The sequence below is a fragment of the Flavobacterium sp. T12S277 genome, from assembly GCF_048514875.1.
Taxonomy (GTDB): domain Bacteria; phylum Bacteroidota; class Bacteroidia; order Flavobacteriales; family Flavobacteriaceae; genus Flavobacterium.
This window is the reverse complement of sequence record NZ_JBLYEG010000006.1, coordinates 64,489-84,646: the sequence shown is the minus strand read 5'-3', so window position 1 is coordinate 84,646 and position 20,158 is coordinate 64,489. Positions and strand designations below refer to the sequence as shown.

General features: G+C 36.7%; 12 protein-coding genes. 3 read left to right on the top strand and 9 right to left on the bottom strand.

Annotated elements, in window-relative coordinates; genetic code table 11:
- Positions 1-403: 403 nt before the first annotated feature.
- Positions 404-1,501, top strand: a complete 1,098-nt coding sequence (locus ACN1CN_RS10955; RefSeq protein ID WP_419135681.1) for an exopolyphosphatase — start codon at positions 404-406, stop codon at positions 1,499-1,501.
- 98 nt (positions 1,502-1,599) lie between these two features.
- Here the strand turns inward: ACN1CN_RS10955 and ACN1CN_RS10950 are convergent, their stop codons facing one another.
- Both ACN1CN_RS10950 and ACN1CN_RS10945 read right to left on the bottom strand, forming a co-directional pair.
- Positions 1,600-3,549 (bottom strand): outer membrane beta-barrel protein, encoded by a 1,950-nt coding sequence (locus ACN1CN_RS10950; protein ID WP_419135680.1) that lies wholly within the window; start codon positions 3,547-3,549, stop codon positions 1,600-1,602.
- Positions 3,550-4,032: 483 nt separating this feature from the next.
- Positions 4,033-5,769, bottom strand: coding sequence for a hypothetical protein (locus ACN1CN_RS10945; RefSeq protein ID WP_419135679.1), 1,737 nt, complete (start codon positions 5,767-5,769; stop codon positions 4,033-4,035).
- 218 nt (positions 5,770-5,987) lie between these two features.
- Here ACN1CN_RS10945 and ACN1CN_RS10940 point away from each other — a divergent pair, with 218 nt between their 5' ends.
- The gene (locus ACN1CN_RS10940; protein ID WP_419135678.1) at positions 5,988-6,704 is read left to right on the top strand and encodes a S24 family peptidase; all 717 of its coding nucleotides are present in this window, start codon (positions 5,988-5,990) and stop codon (positions 6,702-6,704) included.
- Positions 6,705-6,827: 123 nt separating this feature from the next.
- Positions 6,828-7,376, top strand: coding sequence for a DUF4494 domain-containing protein (locus ACN1CN_RS10935; protein WP_264522909.1), 549 nt, complete (start codon positions 6,828-6,830; stop codon positions 7,374-7,376).
- A 207-nt stretch (positions 7,377-7,583) separates the two neighbouring features.
- Here the strand turns inward: ACN1CN_RS10935 and ACN1CN_RS10930 are convergent, their stop codons facing one another.
- From ACN1CN_RS10930 to ACN1CN_RS10900, 7 genes are all read right to left on the bottom strand, one after another.
- A complete protein-coding gene (locus ACN1CN_RS10930; RefSeq protein ID WP_291285774.1) occupies positions 7,584-8,588 on the bottom strand; it encodes an isoaspartyl peptidase/L-asparaginase family protein in 1,005 nt (334 codons plus the stop codon).
- Between the two features lie 93 nt (positions 8,589-8,681).
- The gene (locus ACN1CN_RS10925; protein ID WP_419135677.1) at positions 8,682-9,584 is read right to left on the bottom strand and encodes an ROK family protein; all 903 of its coding nucleotides are present in this window, start codon (positions 9,582-9,584) and stop codon (positions 8,682-8,684) included.
- A 119-nt stretch (positions 9,585-9,703) separates the two neighbouring features.
- Positions 9,704-11,164 carry a glycoside hydrolase family 125 protein gene (locus ACN1CN_RS10920; protein ID WP_291285776.1) on the bottom strand — a complete coding sequence of 487 codons (1,461 nt, stop codon included), beginning with the start codon at positions 11,162-11,164 and terminating at the stop codon, positions 9,704-9,706.
- Positions 11,165-11,168: 4 nt separating this feature from the next.
- A complete protein-coding gene (locus tag ACN1CN_RS10915) occupies positions 11,169-13,454 on the bottom strand; it encodes a GH92 family glycosyl hydrolase (protein WP_419135676.1) in 2,286 nt (761 codons plus the stop codon).
- Positions 13,455-13,578: 124 nt separating this feature from the next.
- Positions 13,579-15,855, bottom strand: coding sequence for a GH92 family glycosyl hydrolase (locus ACN1CN_RS10910; protein WP_419135675.1), 2,277 nt, complete (start codon positions 15,853-15,855; stop codon positions 13,579-13,581).
- Between the two features lie 233 nt (positions 15,856-16,088).
- Positions 16,089-18,077 carry a beta-mannosidase gene (locus ACN1CN_RS10905; RefSeq protein ID WP_419135674.1) on the bottom strand — a complete coding sequence of 663 codons (1,989 nt, stop codon included), beginning with the start codon at positions 18,075-18,077 and terminating at the stop codon, positions 16,089-16,091.
- Positions 18,078-18,638: 561 nt separating this feature from the next.
- Positions 18,639-20,156, bottom strand: a complete 1,518-nt coding sequence (locus ACN1CN_RS10900; protein ID WP_291285780.1) for a SusD/RagB family nutrient-binding outer membrane lipoprotein — start codon at positions 20,154-20,156, stop codon at positions 18,639-18,641.
- Between the last annotated feature and the right edge of the window lie 2 nt (positions 20,157-20,158).

Below are 20,158 nucleotides of genomic sequence, written 5' to 3'. Positions count from 1 at the left end.
CATTTCCTGTTAGTATTCTTTTTCAATACTTAAAAAAATACCGAATTGTCTGTCAATTACTTTACGGGATTTCCTTAACAATTAAATAATATGTTTTCTTAATAACCGGGTTTGTATTCGTAATTGTTTTTATAAATTTGCGCCCTGAATATTTAGTAGTTTTTTATCAGTCCTGATGGGCAATTACTCTTTAATCTAGTCATTTAAACATTAACAATTATAAAGCTTTTTTTGCTTTTTAAAATTATCACAACAAAAAACTGAATCACTTTTAAGAACTCATTTCTACGGTTTTAAATTATTTACTTTAAAAAACCGTTATTTTTTTACTTAACCTTATAATTTCTAAACAACAACAACTTACAATCTTTATCAATAAATTATTATAACATAATTAAATACAATGCTTAAAAAAAACACCCCCAAAATCCTAGTTTTTATACTTTTCAGTTTATTTTTTTCCATAAGTACATTTGCTCAAAAAAATCTTTATGCCGGAATTGAAATCGGACGCAGAACAATAAAGGTTACAGTCCTTGAAGTAAACAATATCAAAAAAGCGGACTATAAAATTTCTTACTACTCAAATGATGAAGGTCTTAGTTTTGCCAAACACATCACTACAAATGGCGAACTTACTCAGGAAGACATCAGCAAAGCCGGTTTTATCGTTTTTACTCAATTGACAAAAATAAGAGCACAATTTAAAATCCCAGAAGAAAATATCTTTTTAGTAGCTTCTTCTGTTTTCGGATCTGCCCGCAACCTTGATGCTTTAAAAAACAAAATCAGTACCCTAACCAACAAAGAACTTGATGTTATTAATGTTGACGAGGAAGCTAAAATACTAGTTAAAGGTTCTATACCTCCTGTTGATTATGCTAATGCTCTGCTTCTTGATATTGGTGCTGCAAGTACTAAAGGCGGTTACATTGATGAACTTGCCGATAACAAATTAGAGTTTATTCCTTTAGAACTTGATTTTGGTACTATGTCTCTTACTGATGCTGTAAAAAAGACGGTTGTAAACCAAAGTCAGGCAAGTGATATGTCCGTATACCAGGAAAAGTCTTTTGACTTTAACCCGGTGGTACGTAAAAAGATCAAAGAAATGCTTGATGCAAATCCTCTTTTATTAAAAAAAGAAAAGATCTATTTGTCCGGTGGAGCTGTTTGGGCCTTTACCACATTATATTATAATGAAGATACCAAAGATCATTTCCTGCCTATAAAACTTGAAGATATTATCGATTATGATGCGATCCTGAAGAATAACTTCAACAAGTTTAATAATCTTTCTAAAACCAACAAGGAAGCGGCAAGAGTATTAAACATATACGATCAGAAATACCTTATTTCGGCAAATAACATACTATCGGCCTGCGTAGAAAGTATTCCAAATTTAGAGAAGAAAAAAATATTCTTTGTAAAAGAAGGACCAATAACCTGGCTTATTTCCTATGTTGCGGACCGTTCTAAAAAAGTAAATACAAATTTTTAAGACACCCTCTTATAAAGACAAAGCTTCAGAGAAATCTGAAGCTTTTTTTGTTATAAATGAAAGACTAAAGTTGTAAAAAGCATCAAACAATACCAAATTTACTGCTTCATATCCGAACTAATATTCTGAATGTATTTACGATTTACTTTAAATGTTTTTCCGAAATTATAGGTTGCGTTTATTAAGATCATATGCGATGTGTTTGTATTGTTTAACGCATATTCATTGCTATTATTCATAAACCGCAACTTTACGTTTGCATCAGTATTCAATATATTTCTATACTCCAGATTGATATTTAATCTGTCTTTAAGAAAATTTCGGGATACACTCAAAGACAGATCCGGTTTGACCGAACGGTATAGATTAAAATCGTAAAACCTGTCAATGTAATAAGAGTTAATCGAATACATCGTACTTTTATCGATATTCCCGCTAACAGAAAAATCAAGAGCATTCACAGCTCCTTTATACGTTTCATTTTCCTTCTGCATTTTTAGCTTTGTATAACTATAATTTAAGTTGAACCTCGATTCTTTATAAAATTTAAAGGAAACAGAAGTACCCACTGATCGGCTATTATAAGAATCCAGATTTACATTTTCAGAAATCATTTGGTATGCATCCAATTTATTGACCACAGAAATATTATTGGATGACCTTAAGTAGCCGAAGTTTAATGTTAAATCGACTTTCTTTATGTTTTTCACCAAATCGAGAGAAAAAGAATTATCTATTTGTGGTGCTATGTATGAAGGGTTTACGATTGAATTATTATTAAAATCCTGATACGTGAAATTAGAAATTGATCGGATACTCGGTCTGATAACGTATCGTTTATAATTGAACTCTACATCAAATAGGGATTCAATTTTTGAAAAATAAGTGAAATTTGGCAGATAAAGATTATGATGAAAAACGACATCATTGTTGACTTTATCCTCAGAAAACTGAAATCTGTTTCCAAATACCAATGAATTATTAGGATTGATGTCATAACTAAAACTGACAAAAGGAGTTACGATATTTTGCCTCACTTCGCTTCTGTCCACTACATTATCAAAAACATAATTGCGATATGTTAGTACTAATGCCGACTGAACATATAATTTATTAATTGATTTTGCGACAGAGGAACTCAACGTCCATTCCGTAAATTTTTGATTCGATTTATTAACCTTGTCTTCAATTTTATTATTGTTGCCTACATAATCTAAATTGAGTTTATACTCTAAATCATTTACTGTTCTCTTCTCGTACCTCACATTGGTATTGTAATTGCGAACCAGAAAAAAATAGGCCGCCTCTGATAGATCCGGAAAGAAGCTAAGTCTGTTTTCATCGATTACCGAGTACTTATTTCGCAACGAAATACTACTTGATTTATCAATCTCATAAATATTAAGCATGGAGAAATTGGACTGATACAAAACTCTGTGGTTCGCATAATTTAAAGTATTCCCGTTATACGTTTCCTCCGAGCTGTTATCCGAAACATTTTTGAGACCGGAAATATTCAGAACTGTTGAAAATTTGTTCTTTTTATAAAATACACTCGAACCTAGAAAATTAAATTCCTGCAGAAAACCAAGCGTTCCGTCAACAGAACCTTTTATATTATCGACATTACCGTTATTGTCCATTACCTTTATAACAAGTTCAGTCTCACCAGTTGACAAATTAAAATAATTCTCCACAATCTGAAAAGAAACAATATCCTGAGACATTAGTTTGAAAAATTCTTCCTGAGTTATGACTTTATCATTATAAATGAAATTTTTAATTTTTTTCCCTTTAAAATAAACTGTTTTATTATTGTCTAAAGTAATATTCTCAACTCGTCGTAGAGTTTTACCCATACTTTCATTTTTCAAGATTTCTTTGGGAAATTGAAGTTTATAAACTCCTGCTTTTCTCCTATTCTGAATGATTTTTATCTCTTTAAGAGTCTCTGTTTTTGAAGAATCAATCCGCTCATTTTTAACGACTTCCTGAGAAAAACCAACAAATGAAGTAATGATGAATGTTAATGCAATTATTTTTTTCATTCTGAAATTAAGAATACTATCTATCGACAGCCTTTATACGCTATTAAACAATAGCCTCATATGCTATGACATACTCGCAGAAATACCTCTGCAAATTTCCAACACAACAAAGCTTGTTATTTACAGTACATCATCTTTGCAGCAAACGTGGTCAAAGGCACGCAATGAGGTGTAAATAAAATTCAAATCTCACTCTAAAAAAGCAAAATTTGGCGCAAATAAAACAAATAAAAAAACCTCCATTCAACTATTTTCATAAAAAAAGTACCACAGAAACAACATCCGATAAGATAGTATAAGGCCAGGATAATCTAAGTCAAATTCTAAGGGTTATTTAATTCTAAAAGGACAAACCCCCTGTACCTTCATTAGGTAAAAAAGCGGAAGATATTCACAAAAAGACAGCTGTAGAAAATGAAAAAATTGCACCAAGTCAAAAGCCTTTGTGCAATTTTTACTAGAACTCTTTACAGAGTCCGGGAATTAACTAAAAAAACGTGTCTTCTTATAATCTAATTTTTCGGCTGCTTTCTCTGCCTGATCATTTGCATGCTTCAAAAACAAGATACACTTATACTCAATAAGTTTATCATACTCGTTCTTAACGTACTGTTTTGCTGCACTTATAGGCACTACCGCTGTCTCGGAAAGGTATCGAAAAAGCGTTTTTTCCTTTTCATTGTTACAATCAAAAGGAAGTTCAATATCCTGAATGTATTTTAATAAAGAGAACAGGCTGTCTATTGACAATTTACCCGAAGGATAACCTAAATGCAAATAGATGAGCCCTGCACAAATTTGCTCGATTACTTTTCTGAAAAGTACTTTTTTTATGCCAACAGAATCATAACTGAGAGAATTCTGTGCCTGATCAAAAAATTGTTGTGCCTTTGATAATCTGCTTTGCTGGTATTTTTCGTTAACAGGAGACTCCCATTTTGCAATGCATTTTTTAGGATAAGAAAGATAAAAAGGATTGCTGTACACCAGAAGTCCATTTGTAAAAATGTGATCGAAAAAATATTTCTGATCCTGTCTCTTCTTACTAATCGATTCTGAGCAATGACTAAGAATTGTTACTTTATACTTGCTTTCAAATTTTTCCTGAATTAGCTCTTTCATCAAACGTATTTCATCTTCAAAGGGCTCCGGACTCACGATCAGTAAATAAAAATGATAACGCGGAAGTTTATCCGAATAATTCTTAGCCCCTTCCTCTTTATCATGATTTATCGTATAACCAAAACAATAGATACATCTTACCTCAAAAGCTGCAGCTATTACAGCTCCAATATTCTTCAAAGCATCATCAATAAAATAATTCGACGGAATTTTATCACTGAATATGTGTTTTGCGGTACATTTTTGATAACTCAGTTTCTGCATCTTCTCTCTGCATACTATTTTATACTCTAAAAAAAGTTTATTAATTTCCTTTTGTAACAATTCTACTTTTGCTTTTGCCTTTGCAAGCAGCTCCGGATTAATATCATCTGCCTCCTTATGTTCCATCACACAGGAATAGGTCATATTAAGCATTTTAAGTATCTCGTTATCTGTCGCAACATCTTTGTTGAGTATTTTTTTTAGTTCAGGCGTAAAGCCAATGCTATAATCGTAATGGACAAACAAACAGGTAGAAGTAATAAAAACAGGGGTGAAAAATTCGGAGGCGCAAATGTAAATGTATCTCAGAGTTTGGTACAGAGCAAAAGCTATTTGAATGTTATTACTGCTTCCGGTGTAAACCGATACATTTCTAAAGGACACAACAGCTGCTTCCAAATCAAGGTAAAATCTTTTTCTGGCTCTTCTTATCAGTTTTTTTGATGTATTTTTTTGAGGATAAAAGACTTCAGCACCCGGCTCAAAATAAACCAGTTCTTTTAGCGTGCAATGCCGAATAAAGAAAGGTTTTCCTTTTCTAAAGCCAAGGCTGGCACAATCAGAATCAATAAATTTAAAAATAAAATCGGGATATACCTTTATGAGTTTATCGAGTACCACACTCAGAGCTTCTGTGTCCTGATTAGACTCTTTTTTCATAATAAAAATGATTACCATTACTTTATTACGTCGATTGTACGACACATAAACGGCTTCTGCCGCAACAAACGGAAGCAGGTTTGTAATCGCTTTTTCCAATCGTTCACTATGCGGGTTATTCGGGTCTATTTTTGGCGTATAATTCATGTTTTGTTCTTTTATGTTAAACCTCATCTCTCTTTTTCTATCCTCACATAACTTAAAGAATCCTTGGGAATAGCAAGCGCTACTTTCTTTCTGAAATTTTGACGATCTTACGCTTTATTAATATATTTCGTGTTTTTTTTCGTACGTTTGTTTAAATTACATTTTTGTATCTTTTTACCTACAAATATATAGATTATATTCTACAAAAACTCATAAAAAGATCTAATAATCTAAAAAACAATACAATGATTATAAATAGAATCTTACAAATAATTGATTATAAAGGAATTAACCGAAGAAAATTTTATATTGAAACGGGACTTTCGAATGGTTTTTTAGATAAAGTAAAAGATGTTGGCGCATCAAAAATTGAGCAGATACTTCGCATTTATCCTGAAATTAGTCCGGAATGGCTTTTGACAGGAAAAGGTCATATGCTTGAAAATGCCGCTTTTTTTGAATATGAATGGGGTATTAAAATGAGCGAGATTGAAGAACCTGCTTCGGTCTATGAAGTCACCACTTCAAAAACAATAAAAAAGCAATTTGTACCTGTATTCGATGTTGAAACCGCTGCAGGAGCCGTTTCTTTGTTTAAAGAAACCAACGAAAAACCTATAGATTATGTTTCGATTCCTAATTTACCCAAATGCGACGGAGCCATTTATGTGAGTGGCGACAGTATGTACCCGCTTTTAAAAAGCGGAGATCTTATTATCTATAAAAAGGTAAGCAGCAACATCGAGCATATCATTTGGGGAGAATTGTATCTGATCGCTATCATAACAGCTGATCTCGAAGAATTTTTGCTGCTCAGACGGATCCAAAAATCAGACAAAGGTGACGATTGGGTTGAATTAGTAAGTGAAAACAGCCAGCATCACTCAAAGGAGGTTCTTCTAAAAAATATTGAAGGATTAGCTTTGATAAAAGCAACGATTCGAATAAATTCCACCTTTTAAAGCTTAAGCTCTAAAAATCAAAATCTTACCAAAATAGCGTTGAAATTGTGAATATCTATTTTGTAAATTCCGAGTTTTTTTTCCTGTAAAATCTATCTTTGGCATCCTTAAAAAATAACAAAGATGAGCGCAACTTGGTACGAATGCAAAGTGAAATATAGAAAGACAGATGAAACCGGAGGACAAAAGGTTTTAACAGAACCTTATTTGGTAGATGCTTTGTCTTATACAGAAGCTGAGAGAAGAATTAATGAAGAGATGTCGGCTTATATTAGTGAGGAATTTAAAATCACCAATATAAAAGTGGCCAATTACGCCGAAATTCACCCTTTTGAAAATACAGACCGTTGGTTTAAATCCAAAGTATCCTTATTGGCTTATGATGAAGAAAGCGGTAAGGAAAGAAAGTCAAATATGTACATGCTGGTTCAGGCAAATGATGTAAGAGAAGCTTACGACAACACGCTGCATGTAATGCAAAGCACAATGGGAGAATATTCTATCCCGGCAGTTTCTGAATCTCCGATTATGGATGTTTTCCCTTATTTCAGTGGTGAAGAAGGAGAATCAGAACAATTGGAAAGATTCAATAGATTAAAAGCATCTAAGCCTGCACAGGCAGCCGTAGAAACCATTGACCATATGGAATTTGAAACTGCAATGGAGGAATAGGTTCTAAATTAATATGGGTTACCCCAAAAGAACTGCAAATAATGTACGCGGATGAGACGGATTCTTTAAAGCGAAAACGCGGATTTACACCGATTTCTTTCTTATTTACATCCTTATTAAGCGCAGTTAAAATAAAAAATGCGCAAAGATCCAGTGATCCTTGCGCATTACAAAATAACTAACCCTATCAAGGGCAAAATCAATATCTTACTTCAGAAAAAAGTCGGCATCGATTAAACGGTTTCCGGTGTCGTCATAAACGGCATAGTTAAAACCTCCCTGAATGCAATATGAGCCATATTCTCCAGCTTTGTTGAGAGCGATAAAACCTACCTGAATGTCTTTTAAGTCTTTGTTTCTGTTCTTTGTTAATTTCACAATTCGGGCAACGGCTTCTTCGCAGGCTTTTTGAGGAGATTTACCTTGTCGCATCAATTCAACCACAAGATGACAGCCCGAAATCCGGATGACTTCTTCGCCGTGACCGGTGGCTGTTGCCGCTCCAATTTCATTGTCGACATATAAACCGGCTCCAATAATTGGGGAATCGCCAACACGTCCGTGCATTTTAAACGCCATTCCGCTTGTTGTACAGGCTCCCGAAAGGTTTCCGTGGGCATCCAAAGCGATCATTCCAATGGTATCGTGATTTTCGATATTGGCAATGGGTTTGTATTTACTGTCTTTTAACCACTCTTTCCATTCTTTTTCAGACTCCTCTGTCAACAGATTTTCTTTTTTGAAACCTTGTGCTACGGCAAATTGCAAGGCTCCATCACCTACCAGCATTACATGAGGTGTTTTTTCCATTACTGCTCTCGCAACTGATATGGGATGTTTGATGTATTCTAAAGCAGCCACCGATCCTATATTGGCATTTTCATCCATGATACAGGCATCTAACGTTACGCGGCCATCTCTGTCCGGACGTCCGCCATACCCTACACTTCTTTCTTTAGGATCTGCCTCCGGAATTTTAACTCCGGCTTCGACAGCGTCTAAAGCAGTTCCTTTGTTTTTTAAAACTTCCCAGGCCGCTTCATTGGCCGGAATTCCAAACCTCCAGGTAGAAAGCACGATGGGCTTTTTCCCTTTTTTAGAAACTATGTTTTTTTCTTCTTCTTCCGAATTCGAATTGAAAGATTGCAAGGCTACAGCAACTGAAGCTATAGCTGCCGTTTTTATAAAATTTCTGCGATTTGAATTTGTCATATCTATTCTTTTATGGGCCAACGAACTATTTTTTGCCACAGATTAAAATATTCAAGTGGATTTCTTAATCTGTGGCATCTAATATAATCAAAACTATGCTGTGTAAAGCAAACTTGTTGCGCCTAATAATGCTGCTATTTCATTATCTGTAGAAACAGAAACGTTAACTTCGCTTCCTGCTTCTTTTAATTTTTTATTGAAAACAGGCAGAAAAAATTCGCTTGCATTTGCTATTTTTCCTCCAATAATAAAGCTATCTGCTGAGAATTTTTCTAGCCACGGAATAACAATCGCCGCTAAATCTTCTCCCATTTTTTCAAACACTTTTATCGCTACTTTGTCTTCGGCTTTAGCCAAATTAAAAAGCTCTAAACCATTGTTTGCTTTTTTTCCGCTTAAAGCAAAATAACCCGCTATAAGTCCACGTGCAGAAACATAATCTTCAGCAATTCCTTCTTTATAAGGCAGATTGTATATTTCTCCATCTTCCGGAACTAAATCGCCCGCACTAATCGATTCTCCTTTGTCTATAAAACAAGCTCCAAGTCCGGTACCAAGCGTGATTGCCATTACTTTTTTAGAAAGGTTTTCAGCATCTTTAAAAACTTCTCCTTTACCAAAACAAACGGCATCATTTTCGAAAAGAATCGGGAAATCATTCGACAAATTCAGTTTGTCCTGAAACAAATCGCGAATGTTCAGCCCATAAAAATGTTCGTATTTAGATTGGTCTTTTATCCAGCAAATACCATTCGTATAATCAAACGGGCCCGGCATACAAACTGCCAATCCCGTAGTAATTTCTACTTTTGAATTTTCTATCGCAGTGCGAATTGCTTTTTCCCAAATGGTCATTACTTCCGCTACAGGCAAATTTGAATCGAAAGATTCTTTGTGCAGTGAAAAATCGATCACTTTCATGTCCACTATATCAATGATCGCTGCGGTGATATGTGTACCTCCAATGTCTAATCCAACGGCATATTCTTTATTCATTCTTATTTTATTTTGAATTATTAAGAGATCCGGTAAACCATATGGCGACCTGTTTCTGGCCCTCGCATTAAACCTGAGGGGTTAACGGTTAGGACAATCTCTTAATGGTATATTTATTTTTAAATGTTTTTGTCTTTTAAAATTTGAGGATAATGAATGCTAGTATGTACGATCATTTCTCCAAATAAGGTGTTGGCCCATGCAAACCATTTTCGGGTAAATTTGGTTACATCGTCTTTATGAAAAGATTCGTGCATGAAACCGGTATCCGCATTTGTTTTGATCAGATTGCTGATACACTGTTTTATTTCCTGCTCGTCTACGCTGGTAATGGCTCTTAAAACGATGCTCATTGGCCAGATGGTATCGGTTCCGGTATGAGGTCCACCAATACCTTCTCCTGCTTTTCCTTTGTAGAAAAACGGATTGTTTTCTGAAAGTACTACTTTACGGGTATTCAGATACAGTTGATTGTCCGGTGCTATAGCGCCTAAATAAGGTAACGATAATAAAGACGGAACATTGGCATCGTCCATCATGTGAAAACTACCATAACCGTTGACTTCAAAAGCAATGATCTTTCCGAATTTCGGATGTTCGATGATTCCGTTTTCTTCCAGTCCTTTTTGAACCTGCCCACGCAATTCTTTGGCTTTAGCCACTAAATTGTCATCTTTTAAAGCCGGCAAAGAGAAAATTTCGATCAGATACCCCAATACTTCAATTGCAAACATGTTACTCGGAATCAAATAACCAAACAGCGTACTGTCGTCACTTGGTCTGAAAGTCGAAACAATTAATCCACATGGTTTTACTGGATAACCGTAACCACTTAAAGGTACGCCATCTGTTGCCCAGGCTGTAACTCGCTGAAAATTGTAAGGCCCTTTATCGTGCATTCTCTGCTGCTCTTTGAAAGTTTGCAATACCAAAAGCATCGCTTCTTTCCACTTGCTGTCGAACAAACTAATGTCTCCGGTTTCCTTCCAGTAGCCGTGTGCCAGTCGTATTGGGTAACACAAACTATCAATCTCCCATTTGCGTTCGTGAATACCGGGCTGCATCTTGGTCATGTCATTTTTCCACTCACTTACTTGCGCAAAATCTTTGTAAAAAGCATTCGCATAAGGATCGAGTAAGATACATTTGGTCTGACGGTTGATTACTCCTTTTATCAGTTCTGCCAGTTTTTTATCTTCTTTTATAAACGGAATATAGGGCCAAATTTGTGCTGTACTGTCGCGCAACCACATGGCATCGATATCTCCTGTAATAACATAAGTATCTGGTTTTCCGTCAATGATTTCAAAATCAACGGTGGTGTCTAAGGTGTTTGGAAAACAGTTTTCAAACAACCAGGCGAGTTCCGGATTGGCAATTTGTTTTTTGATTCTTACAATTGCAGCTTCAATAGCTTTACTGGTAAATTTTCGTTCTGCCAGCGGGGGTCTTTTGCTTACAAAATCTTTGATCGAAAAATTGAACGCGTCCGATTGCATACCGAAAACATCAGTTTGAAGGGCCAATAATCCTGCTGAAAAAATCCCTGTATTTTTTATAAATTTTCTACGTGACTGCATAGTATTATTTTGAAGTTGAATAAGAATATGGATAGGCACTTGCCGAAGTTCCTCTTTGTAAATTAGGTTTACTGCTCATGTCAAATTTGAATTCACCTCCCTTTAGTACTTCAAAATGGTTGATGAAGTTTTGAGTATGAGTGGTGTTGTTCCATTTTAATTCCTGAACATATTTGTTGTCGGCCGAATTGTCCGGAGCATTAATAACCAGTTGCTTTCCATTCTCGAGCTCTAACGCAATTTTTTTAAACAAAGGCGCTCCAAGCACATACTCGTCTGTTCCCGGGCAAACCGGATAGAACCCCATTGCAGAGAAAATATACCAGGCCGAAGTTTGTCCGTTATCTTCATCTCCGCAGTAACCGTCCGGAGTTGGTTTGTACAAACGATTCATAACTTCTCTTGACCAATATTGCGTTTTCCAAGGCTCTCCAGCATAGTTGTACAAATAAATCATGTGCTGTATCGGCTGATTTCCATGTGCATATTGCCCCATATTCATAATTTGCATTTCGCGAATTTCATGAATAACAGCTCCGTAATAACTATCATCAAAAACCGGAGGTGTTGTAAAAACAGCGTCTAATTTGGCCGTGAATTTTTTCGCTCCTCCCATTAAATCAATCAATCCCTGCACATCATGGAATACACTCCAGCTATAATGCAAAGCATTTCCTTCTGTAAAAGCATCTCCCCATTTAAGCGGATTAAAGTTTTTAGGAAAACTTCCGTCTTTGTTTCTACCGCTCATCCATCCGATTTCAGGATTATAAAGGTTCTTATAATTCATCATCCTTTTTTCGAACAAACTGATTTCTTTTTTTGGACGGTTTAGTGCTTTGGCTAATTTCCAAATTGCAAAATCATCGTAGGCATATTCTAAGGTTCTGGCTGCATTTTCGTTGATTTTCACATCATAAGGTACATAACCCAAAGTGTTATAATACGATACTCCTTTTCGTCCTACTGCTTCTAAAGGTCCTTCGTTATTGGCTCCGTGCAATAAGGCTTCATACAATTTGTTGATGTCGTAACCGCGTAATCCTTTGATATAAGCATCTGAAACTACAGAGGCCGAGTTGTTTCCTACCATCACGTCACGGAATCCCGGGCTTGACCATTCCGGCAAAAAGCCTCCCTCTTTATAATCGTTGATTAATCCTTCCTGCATTTCTTTATTGATCGAAGGATAAACCAAATTTAACAAAGGATACAAGGCACGGAAAGTATCCCAAAAACCTGTTCCCGCATACATATAACCCGGCAATACTTTACCATTATACGGACTATAGTGCACGATTTCTCCTTTTGCATTTATCTCATATTGTTTTTGTGGAAAACAAACGGTGCGGTACAAGCAGGAGTAAAACGTTTTTAACTGTTCTTCGCTTCCGCCTTCGGCATTTAATTTTCCTAAAACTTTATTCCATTCCTGTTTCGATTGTGCTACGGTTTCGTTAAAAGATGCAGTACCCAATTCGTTCTTTAAATTCAGTTCTGCTTGCTCCGGACTGATAAAGGAAGAAGAAACTTTTACGTTTACAACCTCTCCTTTTTTAGTTTTAAATCCAACAACGGCGCCTACATGATTGTCTTTTAATTCCAGTTTGTCTTTTTCCAGAACTTTATCGTGCCAGGTGGCGTTAGTTGTAAAAGGTTTATCGAATTGCAGTACAAAATAGTTTCTGAAATTCTCCGGAACTCCGCCACTGTTGCGGGTGGTATATCCAATGATTTTATTTTCAGATGGAATTATTTTGATGTAAGATCCTTTGTCAAAAGCATCGATTACGATAGAAGACTGCTCGTTTTCCGGAAAGGTAATCTGGAAATATGCGGCTCTTTCGGTAGTCGTAATTTCTGTAGTTACATCATAATCGGCCAGGTAAACGCTGTAGTAATACGGCTTTGAAACCTCAGCTTTATGGCTGAACCAGCTTCCTCTTTCGTCTTCTGTAAAAGCTACTTTACCGGTTACCGGCATGATCGAAAACTGTCCGTAATCATTCATCCACGGTGAAGGCTGATGGGTTTGTTTGAATCCTCTGATCTTATCGGCGGTGTAAATATAAGCCCAGCCGTCGCCCATTTTTCCGGTTTGCGGTGTCCAGAAATTCATTCCCCAGGGTCTGCAAATCGCCGGATAGGTATTTCCGTTTGAAAGACTATGCAAAGACTGTGTTCCCATTAAAGGGTTTACATATTCGACAGCGTCTATGGTTTTGACTTGCGCATTTACTAAAATGCAACATTGTAGTATCCCTAAAAAAATTAAACTCTTTATTTTCATGTTTTTATTTTTTTGCTTTAGGCTTTAAGCTATAGGCTATAAGCTAAAAACGGTAACTGATCTCTTCTAAAAATCTAAAATCTGTACTCTTTATTCTTTATTCTAAAATCTAAAATCTGCGATCTTAAAGCGGTCTGTCTTCTTTTTTCACTCCAAAAGTGGTCGACGGTTTACTTCCCATATACAATTTCAATTCTCCTCCTTTTACAATCATATCGTGTGTGATGTATGATTTTGTGTAAGGTTTTCCGTTGTACTCTGCTTTTTGGATATAGATATTCGTCTTGCTGTTATCAACTGCTTTGAGGGTAAACGAAACGTCTTTTTTATGATGCAGGGTTGCTGTATTTACTAACGGGCTTCCCAACACATAGATTCCGTTTGCCGGATTAACGGAGTAGAATCCCATTGAAGACAAAACGTACCAGGCCGACATTTGTCCTAAATCTTCATTTCCGCACAATCCGTCCGGTTTTGTCGAGTAGAACTTCTCATCGATTTCACGTATTAACTTAGCTGTTTTCCAAGGTTGTCCTGCGTAGGCGTATAGGTATGGGATATGGTGATTTGGCTCATTTCCTTGTGCATACTGCCCTATTAAACCGCTAATATCCGGAGAGATTTCTTCGCCTTCTACTTTGTCTGTTAGTAGAAAAAGAGAGTCTAATTTGGCCAGAAATTTGTCTTCACTTCCAAACAAATCGATCAAACCATAAGGATCCTGTGGCACCAACCAGGTATATTGCCAGGCATTCCCCTCTACATAATCGTCTTTACGATGTGCTGATGAAAGCGGATTGAATGGTGTTCTCCAATTTCCATTGGTTAATTTCCCTCTCATGAACGTAGTTTCTTTGTCGAAATAAAGTTTGTATAAATTGGCTCTTTTAGAGAAATAGTTATAATCTTCAGTTTTGTTCAGATCTTTTGCCATTAGGGCTACGCAATAATCGTCGATAGCGTATTCCAAAGCATTTCCAACAGATTCTACCATTTTATCGGCAGGAATATATTCCGGTTTTTGTACATAATCCATTCCGTCACGGGTTTGCATCGCTGTTTTTTTGATGGCTTCATAGGCCAACGCAATATCATAACCTCTGTATCCTTTCATGTAGGCGTCTACAATAACGGCAATGGAGTGGTTTCCATTCATGGTATTGGTTTCATTCCCCATTAAATGCCAAACCGGTAATCTTCCCTGCTGCTCGTAAATGGCCAAAAACGATTTTACAATGTCATTGATTTTGTCCGGATGTGTAAGGGTGTACAATGGATGTAGTCCGCGATACGTATCCCAAAGTGAAAAGGTGGTGTAGTTGGTGAAATTTGCTTTTTCGTACACTTTTTTATCGGTACCTCTGTAATCGCCGTTGACATCATTAAAGATGGAAGGTGCAAACATGGTGTGGTACATGGCCGTGTAAAAAACTTTCATGGTTTTATCGTCGGCTTTGATCTGAATTTTATTCAGTTCCTTGTTCCATTTCGAAGTTGCTTCTTTGGCAACAGCCTCAAAATTCCAACCCGGAATCTCGGCTTTAATGTTTGCCGAAGCATTCTCGTAACTTACCGGAGATATCCCGACTTTTACTAATATCTGTTTGTTTTTTAACGTTTTGAAATCCAAAACAGCTTTCATTTTTAAAGCTTCTCCCTCGTTTCCGGCAATTGCAGTGGTAGCATCATACAAGGCCATATTCGAAATTGGCTCAGAAAATTCCATTGTGAAAAAAATACGCTGATCGGCCGCCCAGCCTGCAGAATAACGATAGCCCACAAGAGTGGTTTCGTTGATTTTTTTGATAAATGTTTTTACCGGTTTGTCCCAACCTATTCCGTCCGCAAGATCCAATAAAATGTGATTATCGGTAGTCGCATTAAAAGTATATTTATGAAAACCTACTCTTTCGCTGGCTGTCAGCTCTGCTTTAATTTTATATTTATCCAGTACAACGCTGTAATATCCGGCCTTGCTTACCTCATTTTGATGAGAGAAATAAGATCCGTAACCTGTGGTCATGTCTTCTTTTGTTCCTTTGGTAAGCGGCACTTTTCCAGATACCGGCAATAAAAGAATATCGTTCAGATCTCCAATTCCCGTTCCGCTCAAATGGGTATGTGTGAAACCCAAAATGGTATTGCTGGCATAGTTGTATCCGCTGCACCAATCCCAGCCTTCAAAAACATTTACTGGCCCTAGTTGTACTGCTCCAAAAGGGACATTGGCTCCCACAAATACGTGTCCGTGACCCGCCGAGCCTATAAACGGATTTACATATTGGGTGTAATCTAAATTAGTTTGTTTTGCTTTCTTTTCCTGTGAAATTGCAGGATTGGCAAAAAATAGATTTAAAGCTAAGATGCCGCTAAAAGCTATTTTGTTGTATTTTGTAAACATATATTATTTTATTGAATTGTGTTGATTGGCCACGGATGACACTGATTAAACAGATTTACACAGGTATTTTTTAATTTTGAACCTAAAAAACTAACCGCAAAGTGCGCAAAGTTTTACGCAAAGCTCGCCAAGCAAACGCACTGCCAGAAAACCTATGTCGCTTTGAACCTTTGTACCTTTGAACCTTTGCAACTTTGTACCTAAAAAACTCAGAACCTCAGCCTCTCAGAACCTTAGTACCTCTTAAGAACATCATACAGAGAATAAACTCTAACCTCCGGTTTTGCCATTTTTCCTTCAAACGTAATTGTTTTTTCTTCTCCGGCTTTCAGATCGAAATAGTTGTCGGTCCATTTTCCGGTGTATCCTTTTATCGAAACATTGACGTATTTGGCGAATTTTGAAGCTTTTAAAATGAGCTGATTGCCTTTGACTTGCCAACTGATTTTCGGATCTTCTAGTTTCAGATTGATCGGACGGGTTAAATCAATTTCAGGAGTTTTATCATCGCGATAAGCTTCTTTCATGGCGTACCAGGCTGCTTTAGGCTGTCGGTCGTAATAATCGGTGACACTCCAGCTGGCTACCGGCCAACAATCGTTGAGCTGCCAAACCAATGTTCCCATATTATAGGGCGCTTTAGAACGGTGAATTCCGATAATGTTTTTAAGCGAATAATACTGCAAACACTGTGTGAGGTAGGTATAATCCTCCACATTCATTTTCTTTATTTTGGTCGAATCAATGAAATACCTGTTCAGATACGAATCTAATTTCATGAATCCTTTTCCGGCTTTTTGATGGGCCTGTAAAATATCGGAATATAAATATCGATCTTCAGGAGTTGTAAATCTTTCGATAGACGAATAGTTTGGCATTGCCTGCATACCGTATTCGCTCACAAAACGTCCTGTTTTATTTTGTACGGCTTCAACATCTTCCAGTCCCCACCAGGTTCCCCAATAATGACTGTCGCCTTCAGTTAAACTTTTTGCTTTCGACCAGTGGAATGATGGCGAAGAGCTAATATATGGTCGTTTATTGTCTACTTCTTTTACCCATTTTGGAATACTGTCCTGAAACAAACGAACGTAATCTTTCCATAAACGAATAGAATCCTGTTTGGGCATTTTCATGCTTTTTTGCCATCCCCAATCTTTAAAGGCTTCGTCGATTTCGTTATTTCCACACCACAAAACAATACTCTTGTGATGGCGTAAACGTTTCACCTGATACTGTACCTCTTTTTTCACATTGGCAAAAAAAGCATCATCTCCCGGTACCATTGTTCCGGCAAACATAAAATCCTGCCAAACGTAGATTCCGTTTTTATCACATAAATCGTAGAAATAATCGTCTTCATAAATACCGCCTCCCCAAACACGAAGCATGTTCATGTTGGCATCCTTGGCCCTGCCTATTACTTTTTCGTATTCTTTTTTGGTGACTCTCGAAAGAAATGCATCCGACGGAATGTAATTGGCCCCTTTCATATAAACAGGCTTTCCATCTATTTTAAAATAAAAGGTTTTACCAACCTTATCCGGTTCCTGAACCAATTCGATTTTACGATCTAATACATAGGGTTTCTCCGGAGTTTTTTTGTCGTAGGCTTCTAGTCTCGGTGTTTTCCAGATTCCGCAAGTGGTGAATTTCGGTCCCCAATCCCATCCAAAATGGTATTGCGCTTTACGCACATAGGCACGCGGATTGTCCGGAATTACAAATGGTAAATCTTTCTTAGCCAGAGAATCGACTACATTTTGTGCCGATTTGAACACAATAAGCAAATCGTTATTTCCTGATTTTAATATCTTTTTTACATCAACACGCCATTGCAGGAACATATTATCGGCTTTTAAAACCAGCTGATTGTTCAAATAAACGGTGGCGTAAGTATCCAATCCGTCAAAAACGAGGTCGGTGTTTTTCTTTTTTAAAGTTTCCGCACTTACTTTAAAAGTGGTTTTATATTCCCAGTCTTTCTTTTCAATCCAGGTCAGTTTTTTTTCATTGTCCCGGTAAAATGGATCCGGTATGGTTTTATTGTTGAGTAAATCGGTATGTATTTCTCCCGGAACTGTCGCAGGGTGCCATTGGGTAGTTTTAGTCTCCCGATACTTCCAGCCGGTTTTTAAATCTGTGTTTTGGGCATTTGCCGCCAATGAAAAATTGGCGAGACAAACGCCGACAAACCAATAAAATCTTTTTGTATACTCCATTTTATACCAATTATAATTATATATCTAGTCTTTTTATTTTCTGGTACAATGCCGATATCCTATGAAAAAAGTCCAATTTGTATTAGACTATATTGAATACTGAATCGGTATTAGCTGAACAATAAATTAACGCTTTGGGTGTAATTCATTTTTTTTAATTCGATCGCCGGCAGTTGGAGAAGGATAATTATTTTTTAATTATTTCCTTCTCGCTTAAAGGTTTAATACGGAATAAAAGTAACTAACAAAATACTCTGAAATCATTTCCTTTTTTTACGGCTGCCTAGCTTTAATTCGTTTTAGATTGTTGACTTTAGATCTTCGATTTCTGATTTTCGATTCCTTAAAAGGCGGTCTAATTATAAGTTCTTTGAATGGTTATTCCATCTTTTTCAGCAGAAGCAACTTGTCTTTTGCGAAAAAAAGGGATTTAAACCTGGCGAACTATTTTCGATACCATTCCTCTAATGTAATGAAAATCAAACAGAAAATTAAAAATAAGCCGGGAGGTACAGGTATCCCTACCCGGCTTAACTCAACTAACTCACCACAATTTTTAAACTATTGTTTATCCCACCAGATTCTGGTTGTCATTAAATCTAACCCCTGGCGTGCTATGGCTTCTTTATAATTAGCCGAATTTGTGATCAATTCGGACTGATCGTAGATTAATCTTCTTGGTACAGTTCCTTTTGTTTCTCCTGTTGGATCATTCACAGGAACTAAAACCGGATATCCTGTTCTTCTGTATTCTGAAAATGCTTCAAAACCATTGAAAAGCAATACAATCCATTTTTGAGTGATAATCTGCTCGATTTTCTGAGCTTCGGTTCCTGCCGCTTTAAACGGATTCGCCGCGATATACGTATTGTATTCTGCAGTGGTAACCGCCGGTACTTTGTCTCCAAAAATTACCAGAATTTGCATCGCAGCTTTTACACCGTCTTCATAAAACTTTTGTGCATTTCCTCCAACATTCCAGCCTTTTACAGCAGCTTCTGCCAATATAAATTGTACCTCAGCATAAGACATGATTAAAGTTGGTGCATCTAAACGTAAAACCGTAGAAGTGTTCGGATCTGAAAACAGTTTTTTGTCTCCTCCCGGAAATTCTTTAGCATCGTTTGCAAGACCTTGCTGAACTGCCGGATTGTTGTTTCCTGAAGCTTCCAGTTTAGCGTAGATTCTTAAACGCGGATCGTTACTGTTTTTCAACGCATCGATATAGGTTTTACTGAATTTGATGTTTGCATCTCCTTTGTTCAGATCATTCTGAACCCATGAAGAGGTAATTGGATTGGTTTTAACCCCAGCCGGACCTGAATCGTGTTTTAAAACAAGACTGTCGTCATTAGAAGTAAAAACACCTTTTGATACTGCTTTCTCTACGTATTGTTTTGCTTTGGCAGGATTTACTTTAGACAAACGCATCGCTACTCTCAACATTAAAGAGTTCGCCAGTTTTTTCCATTTGGCAACATTACTTTGGTAGTACAAATCGGCGTTACCAACAAATGGTTTATTAGCATCTAAAGCATCACCTGCTTCGTCTAATTCTTTTAATAGGTCATTGTAGATCGCCTCCTGCGTGTCGTATTTTGGAGCAAAAACGTTTCCATTGTATCCTTTACCTGCATCAAAATAAGGAACTTCACCGTAAGTATCTGTCAATTTTTGAAACATAAACACTTTCATGATTCTACAAGCCTGAATCATGTTTGAGTTTTCCGGTGCATCTTTTGCAACCGACATTAATTGAAAAATCTGATTCAATCCTTTACCGTAAGACTCCCCAAAAAGTGCTGCAGAATATTCCGGAGAATAGGTATATTTTGAACCTGGCCCTCCTAATGAAGAAAATTGCTGAACGATTTGTGCCGCATACAGGTTATTTCCTCTGGTATTTGAAAAATCTTGTCCGTCAACGTAGATCTCAGCAAGTGTAAACATTGATTTTACAGCCGGATCAAGCAAAGCATTTGGATTCCTGTTTAACTCTTCGAATCCTTTATCGCATGAAGCCAATGTCATTGCCCCCACAACTGCGATACAAAATATTTTTATATATTTATTTTTCATCT